Annotated in this window: 11 protein-coding genes; all 11 read left to right on the forward strand. The window is 46.3% G+C overall.

Annotated elements, in window-relative coordinates:
* The first annotated feature begins 22 nt into the window (after nucleotides 1–22).
* The 11 genes from tssM (at nucleotide 23) to tssG (ending at nucleotide 14,550) form a co-directional block, all read left to right on the forward strand.
* Entirely contained in the window at nucleotides 23–3,562 is a 3,540-nt protein-coding gene (gene tssM, locus ACJJJA_RS02520) for a type VI secretion system membrane subunit TssM (RefSeq protein WP_444903663.1), read from the forward strand.
* Between the two features lie 15 nt (nucleotides 3,563–3,577).
* Nucleotides 3,578–4,249, forward strand: coding sequence for a type VI secretion system-associated protein TagF (gene tagF, locus ACJJJA_RS02525; RefSeq protein WP_444903664.1), 672 nt, complete (start codon nucleotides 3,578–3,580; stop codon nucleotides 4,247–4,249).
* A 24-nt stretch (nucleotides 4,250–4,273) separates the two neighbouring features.
* Nucleotides 4,274–5,002 (forward strand): SapC family protein, encoded by a 729-nt coding sequence (locus ACJJJA_RS02530; protein WP_444903665.1) that lies wholly within the window; start codon nucleotides 4,274–4,276, stop codon nucleotides 5,000–5,002.
* Between the two features lie 212 nt (nucleotides 5,003–5,214).
* Nucleotides 5,215–5,997 (forward strand): hypothetical protein, encoded by a 783-nt coding sequence (locus ACJJJA_RS02535; RefSeq protein WP_444903666.1) that lies wholly within the window; start codon nucleotides 5,215–5,217, stop codon nucleotides 5,995–5,997.
* 186 nt (nucleotides 5,998–6,183) lie between these two features.
* Nucleotides 6,184–7,479, forward strand: a complete 1,296-nt coding sequence (tssA, locus tag ACJJJA_RS02540; protein WP_444883478.1) for a type VI secretion system protein TssA — start codon at nucleotides 6,184–6,186, stop codon at nucleotides 7,477–7,479.
* A gap of 44 nt (nucleotides 7,480–7,523) precedes the next feature.
* On the forward strand, nucleotides 7,524–8,045 hold the full coding sequence (gene tssB / locus ACJJJA_RS02545; RefSeq protein WP_252084227.1) for a type VI secretion system contractile sheath small subunit: 522 nt from the start codon (nucleotides 7,524–7,526) through the stop codon (nucleotides 8,043–8,045).
* On the forward strand, nucleotides 8,042–9,529 hold the full coding sequence (gene tssC, locus ACJJJA_RS02550; protein WP_252084228.1) for a type VI secretion system contractile sheath large subunit: 1,488 nt from the start codon (nucleotides 8,042–8,044) through the stop codon (nucleotides 9,527–9,529). Before tssB ends, tssC (ACJJJA_RS02550) begins: the two co-directional genes overlap by 4 nt.
* A gap of 105 nt (nucleotides 9,530–9,634) precedes the next feature.
* Nucleotides 9,635–11,149 carry a type VI secretion system contractile sheath large subunit gene (tssC, locus tag ACJJJA_RS02555; RefSeq protein ID WP_444887811.1) on the forward strand — a complete coding sequence of 505 codons (1,515 nt, stop codon included), beginning with the start codon at nucleotides 9,635–9,637 and terminating at the stop codon, nucleotides 11,147–11,149.
* Nucleotides 11,150–11,153: 4 nt separating this feature from the next.
* The gene (gene tssE, locus ACJJJA_RS02560; protein ID WP_252084230.1) at nucleotides 11,154–11,627 is read left to right on the forward strand and encodes a type VI secretion system baseplate subunit TssE; all 474 of its coding nucleotides are present in this window, start codon (nucleotides 11,154–11,156) and stop codon (nucleotides 11,625–11,627) included.
* Nucleotides 11,627–13,456 (forward strand): type VI secretion system baseplate subunit TssF, encoded by a 1,830-nt coding sequence (gene tssF / locus ACJJJA_RS02565; RefSeq protein ID WP_444903667.1) that lies wholly within the window; start codon nucleotides 11,627–11,629, stop codon nucleotides 13,454–13,456. The genes tssE and tssF overlap by 1 nt, the downstream gene beginning before the upstream one ends.
* Nucleotides 13,420–14,550 carry a type VI secretion system baseplate subunit TssG gene (gene tssG / locus ACJJJA_RS02570; protein WP_444903668.1) on the forward strand — a complete coding sequence of 377 codons (1,131 nt, stop codon included), beginning with the start codon at nucleotides 13,420–13,422 and terminating at the stop codon, nucleotides 14,548–14,550. The genes tssF and tssG overlap by 37 nt, the downstream gene beginning before the upstream one ends.
* Nucleotides 14,551–14,567 lie beyond the last annotated feature (17 nt).

The following is a 14,567-nucleotide window of genomic DNA, read 5'->3' on the forward strand; positions in this document are numbered from 1 at the left end:
AGCCCGGGAGATGGAGCTATTCATGAAACGCTTGCGCGACTTTTTTACCAATAAATGGGTGCTTGGCATTATCGGCCTCGCAGCCCTGTCTGTTCTGATTTGGTTTGGGGCGGATTACATCAAGTTTGGCAGTGATAACGCCACACTGTCCCATACAGTTCGCATTACCATCATTGTTTTTATTTTCGCAATTTGGTTGGTGTGGAACCTGAGCCAGTGGCTGGTTGAACGGCGCCAAAACCAGGCTCTGATTAAGGGCATTGAAGAGTCTCAGGAAGATACCCAGGATCCGGATGAAGAGCATTCCCTCGAAGAGCTTGAGGCTTTATCGGGGCGTTTCCGCGAGGCCATGGATGTATTGCGCAACGCTCGCTTTAAGTCAGAGAAGGGCAAGGTGTCCCTTTACCAGCTGCCCTGGTACGTCATTATTGGTCCACCCGGCTGCGGCAAAACTACTGCGTTGGTAAATTCAGGGTTGGAATTTCCCCTGGCGCAAAGCCACGGTAAAGAAGCCCTGGGAGGAGTTGGCGGCACGAGAAATTGCGATTGGTGGTTTACCAACGATGCAGTTTTGATCGATACCGCCGGCCGTTATACCACTCAGGACAGCCACCGGGTTTACGACAACAGTGCCTGGCGCGCATTCCTCGGGCTATTGAAACGCTATCGTCGTCGCAGGCCGATTAATGGTGCCCTGGTTGCCATCAGTTTGCAGGACCTGATGGTGCAGACCGATGAACAGCGCCAACATCAGGCCAAGACGATTCGTTCGCGAGTGAATGAACTCCAGCAGGAGCTGGGAATACGTTTCCCTATTTACCTCACCTTTACCAAGTGTGACTTGGTAGCGGGCTTTAGTGAATTTTTTGACAACCTTTCACAGGCGGAGCGCGAGCAGGTCTGGGGTATGAGCTTCCCCCGTGAAGCCAATGCCACTGTCGGCGCGCCGTTGGATAACTTCAGGGCCGAGTTTAACCAGCTGATTGAGCGCTTAAATCAGAGAGTGTTGTGGCGTGTGCACCAGGAGCGCAATGTTGAGAAGCGCGCGCTGCTGCAGGGATTTCCCGCCCGCATGGAGAGTTTGTCAGATATTTTAGCGGACTTTATCAAGCAGACTTTCGAGCCAAACCGCTATGAAACTGTGCCTATGGTTCGCGGTATATATTTTACCAGTGGTACCCAGGAGGGCAGCCCGGTAGACCGTATGATGGCTTCGGTAACAGCGGATTTTGGCCTGGAGCGCAGTGTTGGGCCCAAATTCCAGAGGGTTGGAAAAAGTTTCTTCCTGAATCGCCTGCTCAAGGATGTGGTATTCCCCGAAGCTGAATTGGTGGGAGTCAATCGCAAGGTAGAGAGCGCTAACCTGTGGTTGCGCAGAGGGGTATATGTCACTTTAGCTGCGGCATTTGTGGGTTCGATCTTTCTCTGGAGTGGCAGTCTCGCATCCAACAAATTGTCCATGGGGGAAGTCAATGACCACCTGGCGGCCTATGAGCAAGCTGAGGAAAAGCTAAATGGTAAGAGGCCTACGCCGGCGAATGTTTTGCAGATGCTTGAACCCTTGCGGCAGGCGACTTCGGTGTATGACCGCGAGGAACACCCCTGGATCTCCAATCTGGGATTGTATGACACCCGTATAGATCAGACGCTGGATAACCTCTACCGGCAAAAGCTTGAAGAGATCTTTTTACCGGCGCTATTGCGGGATATTGAAAGTAACCTCAGCCGCTTGGGGAGTGATGATCCTGCACTGGTCAGTACCCTCAAAACCTATCTGATGTTCTTCAACCCGGACAAATTGGACATCACGACCGTTGAGGGCTACTACAGCGCCCGCTGGGAACGCCAATTACCCGGCGAAGCTCAGGAGCAAGATAATTTACGCTACCACCTCGATCAATTGTTGGCGCGTCCAATACCTGAAAGTGTTCAACAAAATGAGCGTGTAGTGGCTCGCGCCCGCCAACAGCTGCGACGCATCCCTGTGCCGCAAAGGCTGTTTGCGCAATTGCAAAATAGCGATCTTGGGCAGACCTCTGTCGACTTGTATCAGGAAATCGGCGGTGATACCCAACGGGTGTTTGGTGTGAGAGCTGGCGATTCACGCTTTAGTATCCCCTTCCTATATACCAAGGCGGGTTATAAGGACGTGGACTTTGGTGCAGATTCCCAGTTGATGACCACTATGGCGGATGAGCGCTGGATCTACGGTGGGGAACTCAGTGGTGAGGACTTTACCGAAGCCGACCGGACGAAACTTGGCGAGGATGTAAAGCGTATTTATCTGGGGGAGTATCTTCAGCACTGGCAATCCTTCCTTGGCGGTTTCAGCATTCGCAGATTCAACAGCACTTCCCAGGCGCTTGAGGTTCTCTCAACCCTGTCAGACCCCATTTATTCCCCATTGCTGGCAATCACGGAAATTACTTCGGATAACACACGCCTGACATTGCGACCGGAGCTGTCGGTGGATGCCAAGGGGGTGCCTTTACCGGTATCCAGTACAACTCGTCGACTCGGTGGTGCGGCACTTGATAGCGCGGCAGGGGCGTTGAAGGACCGCTACAAGCCTAATATTGTCGATGTGCGCTTTGAGGAAATACAGCGCATCACACAAAGCGAGAAAGGCAGACCCGCACGGGTTCAGGAGTATCTCCAGACTATCAATAAGATTCAGGAATATCTGACTGAAATTGACAGTGCTCCAGACTCCAATGAAGCGGCGTTCGCCAGTGCCAAAGCCCGTTTTGCTGGGGGCGGCGATGCGATTAAGCAGCTAAGAGTCAAAGCGGCCAATGCGCCGGCGCCTTTTGATAAATGGCTGACCGAAATTGCTGACAGCACTTGGGCTCTGGTCATGTCGAAAGCCAAGGGGCATCTAAACCGGGTATGGCGTGAGCAAGTTTATCAAAGCTACGCCAGCAGCCTGGCAAATCGCTATCCGCTGCGCAGTGACCGGGACCAGGAAGTACCAGTTATTGAATTTAATCAATACTTCAAGCCTGGGGGCATTGAGCAAAAGTTTGTTACTGAATACTTAAAGCCTTTCGTCGATACAAGAAATTGGAAAGTGAAGTATGTGGAAGGGCAGGGTATGAGCCTTTCAACTGAAACGCTGTCCCAGCTGCGTAGAGCGGAGAAGATTCGTAAGACCTTCTTCAAATCGGGAGAAAGCGCAGCTTATTCTTTCCGTATAGAGCCAACCAAGCTGGATTCCAGTGTGCGCCTGTTTGAACTTGAGCTGGGAGATCAACGTGTTCCCTATTCACATGGCCCCAAGACCAGTAAAAAACTCACCTGGCGCGGTGGCGAGAGTAATCGGGTGCGGATTATCTTTGAAGATCTCAATGAAACCGTACACCGTAAACATTTCGAAGGAGATTGGGCTTGGTATCGACTTCTTGCAAGCTCAGATCTTGAGACAGGGCGAAGCAATGCGGAGCGTTTGGTGACCTTCTCTGAAGAAGGGCGGAAAGCACAATTCAAACTAGTGGCTTCGAATATAAATAATCCTTTCGATCGCAGTTTACTGCGTGGTTATCGGTGCCCGGAAACTCTGTAGTAGGGAGTGAGTGACTTGCAAAGCAGCATAGGTATCTTTGGCAAGCTTCCTGGGCATGGGGATTTTATCCAGCGTCAGCTTCCAGCGAGTTTCGTCAGGGTGTGGGATGAATGGCTGCAGCGTGCAGTGCATGGCTCCCGAGAAATAATGGGTGAAAGCTGGCTGGACTATTATTTGACCAGTCCGGTCTGGCGCTTTGCCCACAGTAAAGGAATCATTGATGAGAACCCCTGGGTAGGGGTTCTAGTGCCTAGTGTGGATAGTGTGGGGCGTTATTTTCCTTTGACTATCGCCGCACCGTTGCCCTCCTCTATCGACATAATTAACTTTATGTCAGATGCAGATAGGTGGTATCGGGAACTTACAGAATTGGCTGTCAGCGCACTGCAAAATATGCTCCATGCAGATCAGTTGTTCGAGGCCTTTAGTGAGGTGCCGGTAGAACTGGGGCAGCTGGCTACAGCTGCAGCACAGAGTGAGTTCTTTGTCGCGAGTAATGATGCCTCGGGTAACGAAAAGCGCTACGCGGGGTTGCTCGGACAGGTATGTCGTAAGCAGTTCGCCAGTTACAGTCTGTGGTCTTGCGAAGGATCACAGCATCTAGCCCCAACCAGCGTGCTTTGCCCCTCTTTACCCAGCCCTGAATTTTACTGCTCTATGTTGGGTGCCAGTCAGCAAAGACAGTGAATAAATAGGTAAAGGATATCTAGTGTGAAGCAAATAATAGTGGCTTTAAATAGTAATAAGCATCGGCGGCATAGTGTGTTAACCGGTGATATTTCACACAGTGAAACTCGACATATCTGTCAAGTGTACCTACCCGAGTTCACGGCTCTAGCTGGAGAATGTCCGATCATATTTTTAAAGTCTCAAGAAGAGAATGTCCTGGAAAGTTGTGCTTTATTAGGTATAAAACCGGGGCAGAATCTTTTTATTCAGCAGGATAAATGGTTGGGTGGTTATATCCCGGCAACATTGAGAGCTTATCCATTTTACTTGCATTACAAAGATCAACTGGAAACAAATCCAATAATTTGTGTGGATTCATCCTCTCTCTCACTTGGTAGCTTAGATGGAAATAGAAGTAGGCTATTCGATGATGAGGGGCAAGCGACAAATGCATTATTGCAGGCCAGAAACTTACTGAGTGGAATTCATCAGCAGAAATCAAATAATAAAGAATTTATTCGTTGCCTCACTGAGATGGAACTCTTTCAGGAGCAGGTAGTGGTAGTCGATTTACCTGGTAATACCAAACATCGATTAACCGGTGTATTTTGTGTTACTTCAGAGCGTATGAATGCATTGGATGATAATGACTTCTTACGCTTAAAAGAGCGTGGCTATTTAGCTCCAATATACGCTCATATGCTGTCTTTGCATCAGTCAACAAATTTAAGCCGGCTATTCAAAAAGTATCAAGCGAGGCTACTTCACTAGAGGGTTAAGGCTAAACAATAAAAACCCTATTGTTTTTAAATCATTTGAGCTTGGTGAAGCAATGGCAACTTACTCCAGATGCATTAAAGCTCATGGCATAAGTGAAATTAATTGAATAGCCTATTTAGGAAAAAGGTACCAGTGTACAGGGCTCTTTGGTTGTCCAAATATCCGCCAACCTATCTATAACTGCAGGAAGCAAGGGTTAAGGTATGTCATATATCGTGGTATTTACTGGGGAGATTAGAGCACTTTTTGAGCGGCGAAAGGCAATATCAGCCCTGGGTAGCGAGTTTGGATTTAGTTTTACACAAATTAAAGCGCTTATGGCTAGCAGCCGCTCACAGCTTAGAAAGACTGCAGATCGTGCAGAAGCCTGTCGTTTTGTTCAGAAATTATGGATGGCCGGTTGGCACTCCAAATTATTTTTGGACTCTGACTTGTTGCACTCTACTAAAGAATCCGTTGAGCGTGGTGCTTCTCATTTACCTGTGGTTATGGGAAAACTCCACTGTGAAGGTTCGCAGCTGCAACTGTGCGCACCGCGTAATTGGGTGGTTTGTAATAATTTGAATCCAAACGCTGAAATTCAGGCTGGTGATACCGAATTAAACCGGTACCTGATTGTATTGGAGCAAAAGCGAACTGAACTTCCCGAAGAGCTAAGCCTCACGGACTATGCCGAGGCTCAGATGCAGCAGTGTTTGAGCAAAGTATCTAATGGCAACCTTCTAAGTGGCCCACAAGTGCTAGAGCGCGATTGGCAAATGGGTTTGTTGTACGAGATGGGTGCTAATGTCGGCAAAGATTCGGTTCAATATATGGTTGTTTTTTTTCGCGGCAAAGAGAGTTTCTATACCATTTTTCTATGGACCTCTTTGCAAAGCTTTGCACAAGCAAAAACAGAATTTATTCAGATAGTGGCAAGTTTTCAATGCTCTCCGGAAAGTGAGACTACCGCAGAAAGTAAGGCCTCAGCTGTAATTGCTGTGTAATCGGCTTGTCAGCGGCTGTAAAATCTAAAAAAATAACAAAAATTATTTGTTTAATATTGTGCGCTGTGCACTTTTTTTAAGGTATTGCGATTACATTGTGTCATTTGCCTTGATTAGATCTTTACAACGTGTACTCTTCTCGGAAATCTTCTTGAAGGAATTGATTGGGTAGAAGGGACTTTTTTCATGGCATTCCCAAATACAATAAATATCGAAGAACTCACGGCTCCTATTTCTTCAGAGAGCCCTGTCGGTGAGGATATTCGGGAGGATCGATCACCGACCTCTGATTACTACTCCATCAAAGATGCGCGAAATAGTGCTAGGGCCGCAGAGCGCTCGGCCATGTTTGATGACACAGATTCTGATCTGCTGGCCCCTTGGCGTGATGTGGCAAAGGCCGCAGAAAAGATTCTGACAAAGAAAAGTAAAGATCTGGAAGTGGCCAGCTGGTATACAGAGGCCCTAATTCGTCTCCATGGCTTTAGTGGCCTCAGAGATGGCTTTCTATTAATTGAGCAGCTGGTTACCAATTTTTGGGATGGCCTATACCCAGTTCCTGATGAGGATGGTATTGAAACTACGGTTGCACCACTGACGGGCCTTAATGGTGATGGCGGTGACGGTACGCTAATGATGCCGATCCGTAGTGCACCAGTAACCCCGGAGGGGGATTACGGAGATTTCTCTTTTTTCCAGCATCAGCAAGCCCGGGATGCAGATCGTATCGCAGATGAAGATGCTAAAGCGGCCCGCATTGAGACTCTGGGATATAGCCTGGAAGATGTAGATCAATGTGTGAACAGCGCGACTAATGAATGGGCTAAGAATCTGATAGAAACTATAGAAGCTACTATTAGCAGCTATAAAAATATCAATGATGCTTTGCGCTCTAGTTGCGGTCACGATGCACCGCCATCAACTAATATTTCCTCTCTACTGGATGAAGTATTGCGTACAGCGAGATTCATTTATAAGAGTCAGCTTGATGCGCTAGCACAGAATGAGGCACCGGAAGTAACTGAAGACACACAGAGTAACTCCCCCATTGAGGAAGCTGTTCCCAATGTGGCATCAACAATAGTTGCGAATGCTATTGCAGCACCCACCGGACCGGTTAGCTCCCGAGAGGATGCTCTTAAATTACTAGAACAGGCCGCGAAATATTTCCGTACCTACGAGCCACATACTCCTTTGGCTCCAGGGTTGGAGCGATTAATAGGCTGGGGTCGTATGACAGTCTCTGAATTGATGACTGAGTTACTACCAGATGAGCAGTCCCGAGCCCTATATTCCCAGTTGACAGGTGTTCGTCTCGATGGAACGGATACCCAACGTTATGTAGCTCCGCCGGTAACGAGTAATACCCCATCACCAATTCCAGCTGCATCTGAGCCAGCATCAACAGCCACTGAAGCTGCATCTGCAGCTGAGGATAGCTGGGGTGGGCAAGCACAAGAAGAAGCCAGCTCGGGTTGGTAATTAATTAAGAACAGCAGTCCCTAAATCTAGGAAGGAGACCTGAGATGTCTGAGAGTATCCACAATAAACTTAAGCGTGTGCGCAAACCACGTGTACATATAACTTATGATGTTGAAACCAATGGTGCGGAAGTTAAAAAGGAACTTCCCTTTGTTGCTGGTGTAATGGGCGACTACTCAGGGGATAACACCGAAAATCGCAAAGCATTGAAAGATCGTAAGTTTGTTCAAATTGATCGCGATAATTTTAACGATGTAATGACCAAGGTTAATCCAAAACTGAATCTTCAGGTGGAAAATACCTTATCTGGTGATGGCAGCAAAATTGGTATTGATCTAGATTTCAATCATATGGATGACTTTTCTCCAGAGAAAATCGTCGATCAGGTTGAGCCGCTGAAACAACTCTTGGAAGCACGCAGTAAATTACGTGACCTTCTCAGTAAGGCAGACCGCTCTGAAGAACTAGAAAAAGTTTTAGAAGACATCCTGAAAAGTACGGAAAATGTCGGTGCTATTTCCGAGCAGTTGGGGTTGAACAAGGATAAAGGAGAGGACTCAGAATGAGCACAGAAGTAGAAAATGTTGCGGAAGGTGAAGCTGAGGAACAATCGGTCAACCTACTGGAGCAGGCTATTGCCGCGACCAAACAAACAGAACCGCAGGAAGCCCAGGATCTGATCGCAAACCTGACAGAGCAGGTTTTAAAAGGAACCGTAACCTGGGACCGTAACCTTACCCAGACAATCAAAAAAGCAGTCAGTGCAATTGACCAGGCTATGTCTAAGCAAATGGCCGCTATTCTGCACGATGAAAAATTCCAGAAGCTTGAAGGTTCCTGGCGCGGACTGAATCACCTGGTGATGAATTCTGAAACAGGTGCAACCATGAAGATTCGCATGCTCAATTTGAGCAAACGCGAATTGTTCCGAGACCTGGATAAAGCAGTTGAATTTGATCAGAGCCAGACCTTCAAAAAGATTTATGAAGAAGAATTTGGTATTGCAGGTGGTGAGCCATACGGATGCATGATAGGTGATTTCGAATTCACCAGTCACCCTGAAGATATCGAGCTTCTGAGTAAAATGTCCAATGTTGCGGCAGCGGGTTTCTGTCCGTTTATTGCTGCAGCCGGTTCCGGTATGTTTGGATTTGATAACTTTACCGAACTGTCGAAACCCCGTGACCTCGGTGGAATCTTTGAGTCAGCTGAATATATTAAGTGGCGTAGTTTCCGAGATAGTGAAGATTCTCGTTTCGTTACTCTGGTTATGCCACGGACTCTGGCCAGAACTCCCTATGGCGCAAATACCAAGCCAATCGAAGCTTTTGACTTTGAAGAGTTTGAAGTTGATGAATCTGGAGTTTCACGCCCTGCGGACCACGACCAGTACTGCTGGATGAATGCCTCTTATGTAATGGGCACCACCATGACCAAGGCCTTTGCTGAGAATTCCTGGTGTACAGCCATTCGTGGTGCCGAGGGTGGTGGTAAAGTGGAAGGTCTGCCCTCACATATATTCAAGAGTGATGACGGCGATATGGACCAGAAATGTCCAACAGAGATCGGTATTACTGATCGCCGTGAAGCCGAATTGAGCGCTCAAGGATTCTTGCCGTTATGTCACTACAAGAATACCGATTACTCTGTATTTTTTGGTGCTCAAAGTGCGCAAAAACCAAAAGCCTATGACGACCCGGATGCTACCGCGAATGCGGCGATTTCTGCACGTCTTCCCTATCTGATGGCTACTTCAAGAATTGCCCATTACCTGAAAGTAATGGCGCGGGACAAAGTTGGCTCCTTTATGGAGGCTAGTGATTGTGAACGCTGGTTGAATAAGTGGATTACCCAATACACCAACTCAAATCCGGACGCAAGCCCAGAGATGAAGGCAAAGTATCCGCTTTCAGAAGCTCGAGTTGAAGTGAAGGAAATTCCAGGTCAACCTGGGTGCTACAGTGCTGTTGCCTACCTGAAGCCCTGGTTACAAATGGAGGAGTTGACCACCTCCATGCGTATGGTTGCCAATATCCCATCTGCTGGATAAAAACATGTGCCCGCCTCGGAATAAGGGGCGGGCTATTTTTTGAAAAGCCTTCATCAAAGCTTTAAATTACTTGAAACTGTAAGAAATGCTAATGGGAGTTTTCCGGTGCCCTGCGCAACAAAAAAAGAATTTACAGAAGATTATTTAGATATTTTGCCGGAAAATTTAGCGAGTGGAGATCAGGGTGAATTAAAGCGTTTTTTACGCGAACCAGACGAACTATTCTCTTTTGAATACTGGTTAACAGAAATATGTCCTTGTCCAAAAAAGGAGAATTTTTCTGTTCGCCAATATTTGAGTCGTATTATTGTTGAGCTTGATGAGCTTATATGCGATCAAGTTAATCGGATTCTTCATAACCCTCGTTTTCAGCGTCTAGAGGCAAGTTGGCGTGGTCTATCAATGCTGGTATTTGATACACCACATTCAGACAATATTAAGATAAAACTGCTAGATGCCAGCTGGAAAGACTTGAGCAAAGATATGGAGAGGGCCCCAGATTTCGATCAGTCTGGACTTTTTCATTTAGTTTATAACGAAGAGTTTGGTACTCCAGGTGGAGAGCCCTTTGGTTTGTTAATGGGAGATTATTATATCTCGCATCGGCCGATGGCAGATCACCCTTACGATGATATTTTTACCCTGCAAGGCATAGCCCATACAGCCGCCGCCGCTTTCGCGCCATTTATCTGTGCTGCAACACCTCAACTTTTTGGCGTCGATCATTTTGATGATTTGGCCAAGCCAATTCGCTTCTCTGAGGTTTTTCGCCAAAAAGAATATATACGCTGGAATAGCCTGAGAGATTTAGAGGATAGTCGCTTTATAGCCATTACTTTACCTCAAGTGCTTATGCGCGAGCCCTATAGCCTAGAGTTTTCAGAATATCGTGGGTTGAGATTTGAGGAACAGGTTAGCGGATCTCACAACCGGCGATATCTTTGGGGGAATTCCTGCTTTGCTATGGGGGCAGTACTGTTACGCGAATTCAGTGAAGTTGGTTGGTTTTCCCATATTCGCGGTGTTGCACGGGATCATCTTGGCGGTGGATTGGTGACTCAGCTGCCCACCCTGGCCTATAAGCCGGACAGCCGCCCCGGTATGGTTAAGATGACCACTTCGATTCTGGTTACAGATTTTGTAGAAAGGGACCTATCAGAACTGGGTTTTGCATGCTTGAGCCACTGTTATGACACGCCATATAGTGCTTTTAATAGTGTGCCCTCTCTTCAGAAAGCTAAACAATATACATCGAAAGCGGCTACGGCGAATGCGCGTATTAGTTCTATGCTGCAACAAATTCTTTGCGCCTCACGCTTTGCTCACTATATCAAGGTGATGATTAGGGATAAGGTGGGTGCCTATATGAATGCTGCTGATTGTGAGCGCCAGCTTCAGCATTGGTTGGACCAGTATACTACTGGGCGAGATGATTTATCTTGGGAAATGTTGGCACGTTACCCCCTGCGTGAAGCTCGAGTTCGTGTGGCGGATGAGCCTGGCAAAGTAGGTAGTTATCAAAGCGTAATTCATCTTAAAAGCCACTATACGGTCGATCATTTGGTCTCCGAGCTCAAGCTCACTACGGCTCTGGCAACGATAGGTGTTGGGGCTTCATAGAATTATGGCAAGAGAAAAAAGACTGTTAGCTCCAGTGCTAGATCGACTACTTGAATCATCTAGTAAAGTAAATGTTCACCAATCCCATCAGATTTTACGCCAGCTACGTGAGGGGGTTAGGCGCGACCTCGAATATTTATTTAATACACGTTATCGCTGTATTTCACCACCATCTGAACTGCGGCACTTGGACGAGTCAAATATAAATTATGGTCTGCCAGATCTGTCTACTGTCAATTTATCTTCATTAGACAGTCGAAAACAATTCTGCCGGGATATTGAGAAGACAATTTTACATTTTGAACCAAGAATTCGCTCTGTAAAAGTTACCACTCAAGATAAGGTAGATGTGGAAGATCCCAGCATACGTTTTCGTGTAGAAGCAGTATTGCATGTTAATCCTGCATCTGAGGTTATCGTATTTGACTCTGCCTTAAACCCGGTAACACAAATGGTAGACGTGTCTGAGATTATGTAATGAGTGAAAAATTAATAGATCTCTATGAGCGTGAGCTCGCATTTATTCAGCAAACATCCGCTGAGTTTGCACGTATGCACCCTGCAGCTGCATCACGACTGCAGTTAGATGCAGATACCGTAGATGATCCGCTTGTGGGGCGTTTGTTGTCTGGTTTTGCATATATGAATGCCAGGGTTCAACAAAAACTTAGTGATGATTTCCCTGAGCTTACAGATGCAATGCTGGAAACATTGTATCCACATTATTTACGACCCATTCCATCATGTGCGATCGTTCAATTTGAACCGGATTCAGACCTTGATGCAATTACGCAGGTTGATGCAAAAACGTTATTGGAAAGTGACAGCTTTCAAGGACAAACTTGCAGGTTTACAACTTGTTATCCGGTGGAAATTAATCCGTTTCAACCGGTCAGCGCAAGCTTAATGCCACGCCCGTTTATTGCTCCTGGTTGTAATGAGATTCAGGGAGCAAACGCCGTTCTTAAGCTCTCCCTTAAAGCTTTGAGTCCTGATCTGAGCTTTGCGGAGATGAATCCCGAAAAAATAAGATTCTTCTTGCGTGGTCAAGCGACACATGTGTATAGCCTCTATGATCTGCTTTTAACCAAATGTGTAAAGCTGGTTGTGGCAAATGGAGAGAGTGATCCAAAACCGACTTTTCTATCCCCAGAGGATATTTGCCAGGTCGGGATGAATGCAGAAGAAGGTTTATTACCCTATCCAGATACAGCATTCATCGGTTACAGGTTGCTTACTGAATATTTTGCTTTCCCCGAAAAATTTCTCTTCTTGGATATTGAAAATTTACAGGGGGCTTTGAATGATAGTTATGCAGATACATTGAACCTGTATTTTTATCTTTCAGAGACGCATGAGGAACTGGAAAAACAATTGGTTCCAAGTATGTTTGCACTCGGCTGTACGCCTGTTATTAATTTATTCAAGCAGAGTGCAGATCCTATACCGCTCACCCATACTCAGTATGAATATCATGTTATAGCAGATGCTCGTCGTAGCGATGGACTGGAAATATATTCTATTGATGAGGTGGCTGCCACAGACGGTGATGGCGAAACCACTAAATATAGGCCTTTCTACGGGATTAAGCATAGCCAACACCACGCGGAACAGTCAGCATTTTGGTTCAGTCGGCGTCGTGAAGTTATAGAAGGGGAGCATCGCAATGAGCAGGCTTCCGAAGTTGATTTGAATCTCGTTGATTTAGATTTCAATCCGCACAGGATTAATGATCAAACACTCGATATTAAATTAACTTGCTGTAATCGGAATCTGCCTAAGAAGTTACCCAGTGGCAATTCTCAACCTTATCTTGAAGTAGTTGATGGTGACGTCCCAGCGAAACGAATTAGCTGTGTTGTGGCACCAACAGCGACATTGAGGCCTCCGAGAAGAGAGCGAGGCTACTGGAAGCTGATATCACATCTGAACTTGAATCATCTCTCCTTATCTGGAAGTCAGGGATGTGATGCCCTCAAAGAAATTTTCAGACTGTATGATTTTAGGGATTCAGCCAGTACTCGTAATTTGATTGAATCTTTATTAAAGCTGAATACAAAACCCATTACTGCTCCTATCCAGATTGATCAAAGCGTCGTTCTTTGTCGGGGAACTGAGGTAGAAATTGAACTCGACTCGATGATGCTTACTGGCACTAGCCCTTTATTATTTGCCAGCATCATTGAACGTTTTCTTGGCTTATATTGTTCTATTAATTCATTTACTAAATTGATTGCTACCATGAGTGGCAGAGATGGAGAACTTAAAAGATGGCCACCTCGCGCCGGCGAAAAAGCTTTACTGTAATAGAGCGGCTGCGTCGAGAGCCCTATCATTTCGAATTCTATCAGGCGGTGCGTATCCTGGAGCGTGCTGTGTCTTTGGCGGATGGCGGATTTTGTGATGAACCTATTGCCAGTGCGGCTCCACCAGCGAAGGAAATGGTTCGCTTCAGCGCCCAGACCGGTTTATCTTTTATTGGCTCAGACGTTTTACGTCTGGAAAAAAAGACCAGTAATAATGTAGAAATACAAAATAAAGAAGTTAGTCAATGGCATATGGAGGTTGGCTTTACTGGTCTTATAGGGAGTCAGGGTGTAATGCCCTACTACCTGACGGAAATAGTTCAAAAAGAGCTCAGAGAAAATAATACCGCTCTGCGGGATTTTCTCGATATGTTTAATCACCGTCATACTTCGCTACTTTATAAAGCATGGCATAAATACCAATTGCCTGTGAACTATGAACGCCAGCGTTTACGCAATGAAAGGGTTCCAGATATTTTTACACAGGCGATTGCCTCTTTGGCGGGCCTGGGTACTAGCGAGATGCGCTATCGATTGCCAATTCCCGATGAAGCTCTTTTGGGCATGGCAGGCCATTTGGGGCAGGGACGTTGCTCTGCAGCTGCGCTGACCAGCATGATTAAGCATTTCTTTGGTTTGGATGTCGCTATAGAGCAATTTCAGGGGCAGTGGGATGAATTACCGAAAGACATTCTCTGTCGCCTGCCTTGTGATGAAGCTCCCAGTGGAGTAAATAACTGTCTAGGGGTAAACACAATTCTGGGTACGCACTGTTTCCAAGCTCAAAATAAATTTCGAATAGTCATCGAACCAATGGCTTATGAACAATTTATGACTATTGCCCCGGGAACTCAGAAACTGGAATCCCTTAAAGCCTTTATCAAACTAAGTGCTGGGATTGAGTTGGACTTCGAGCTATCAGTATCTTTACCTGCGCAACAAGTTTCGCCTGTTCAGTTAAACAAAAAATCTGATCATGAACCTCTTTTAGGGTGGAATACACATATGGCCAGTGAACAGGAATCAGCAGAACTCATACAGATTACCTTAAGTGCTGAAAATATGTCGCCTGATGAAGCCTTGCCAGCAGCATAATTGTTCATTAACAATAA

This window comes from Microbulbifer mixtoriginis (SeqCode) (assembly GCF_052466865.1).

Coding starts and splice junctions, on each gene's coding strand:
- tssC (WP_252084228.1), top strand. CDS start 8,042: ATGAGCACAGAAGTAGAAAATGTTGCGGAAGGTGAAGCTGAGGAACAA.
- tssE (WP_252084230.1), top strand. CDS start 11,154: ATGGCAAGAGAAAAAAGACTGTTAGCTCCAGTGCTAGATCGACTACTT.
- tssG (WP_444903668.1), top strand. CDS start 13,420: ATGGCCACCTCGCGCCGGCGAAAAAGCTTTACTGTAATAGAGCGGCTG.
- tssM (WP_444903663.1), top strand. CDS start 23: ATGAAACGCTTGCGCGACTTTTTTACCAATAAATGGGTGCTTGGCATT.
- tssA (WP_444883478.1), top strand. CDS start 6,184: ATGGCATTCCCAAATACAATAAATATCGAAGAACTCACGGCTCCTATT.
- tssB (WP_252084227.1), top strand. CDS start 7,524: ATGTCTGAGAGTATCCACAATAAACTTAAGCGTGTGCGCAAACCACGT.
- ACJJJA_RS02535 (WP_444903666.1), top strand. CDS start 5,215: ATGTCATATATCGTGGTATTTACTGGGGAGATTAGAGCACTTTTTGAG.
- tssF (WP_444903667.1), top strand. CDS start 11,627: ATGAGTGAAAAATTAATAGATCTCTATGAGCGTGAGCTCGCATTTATT.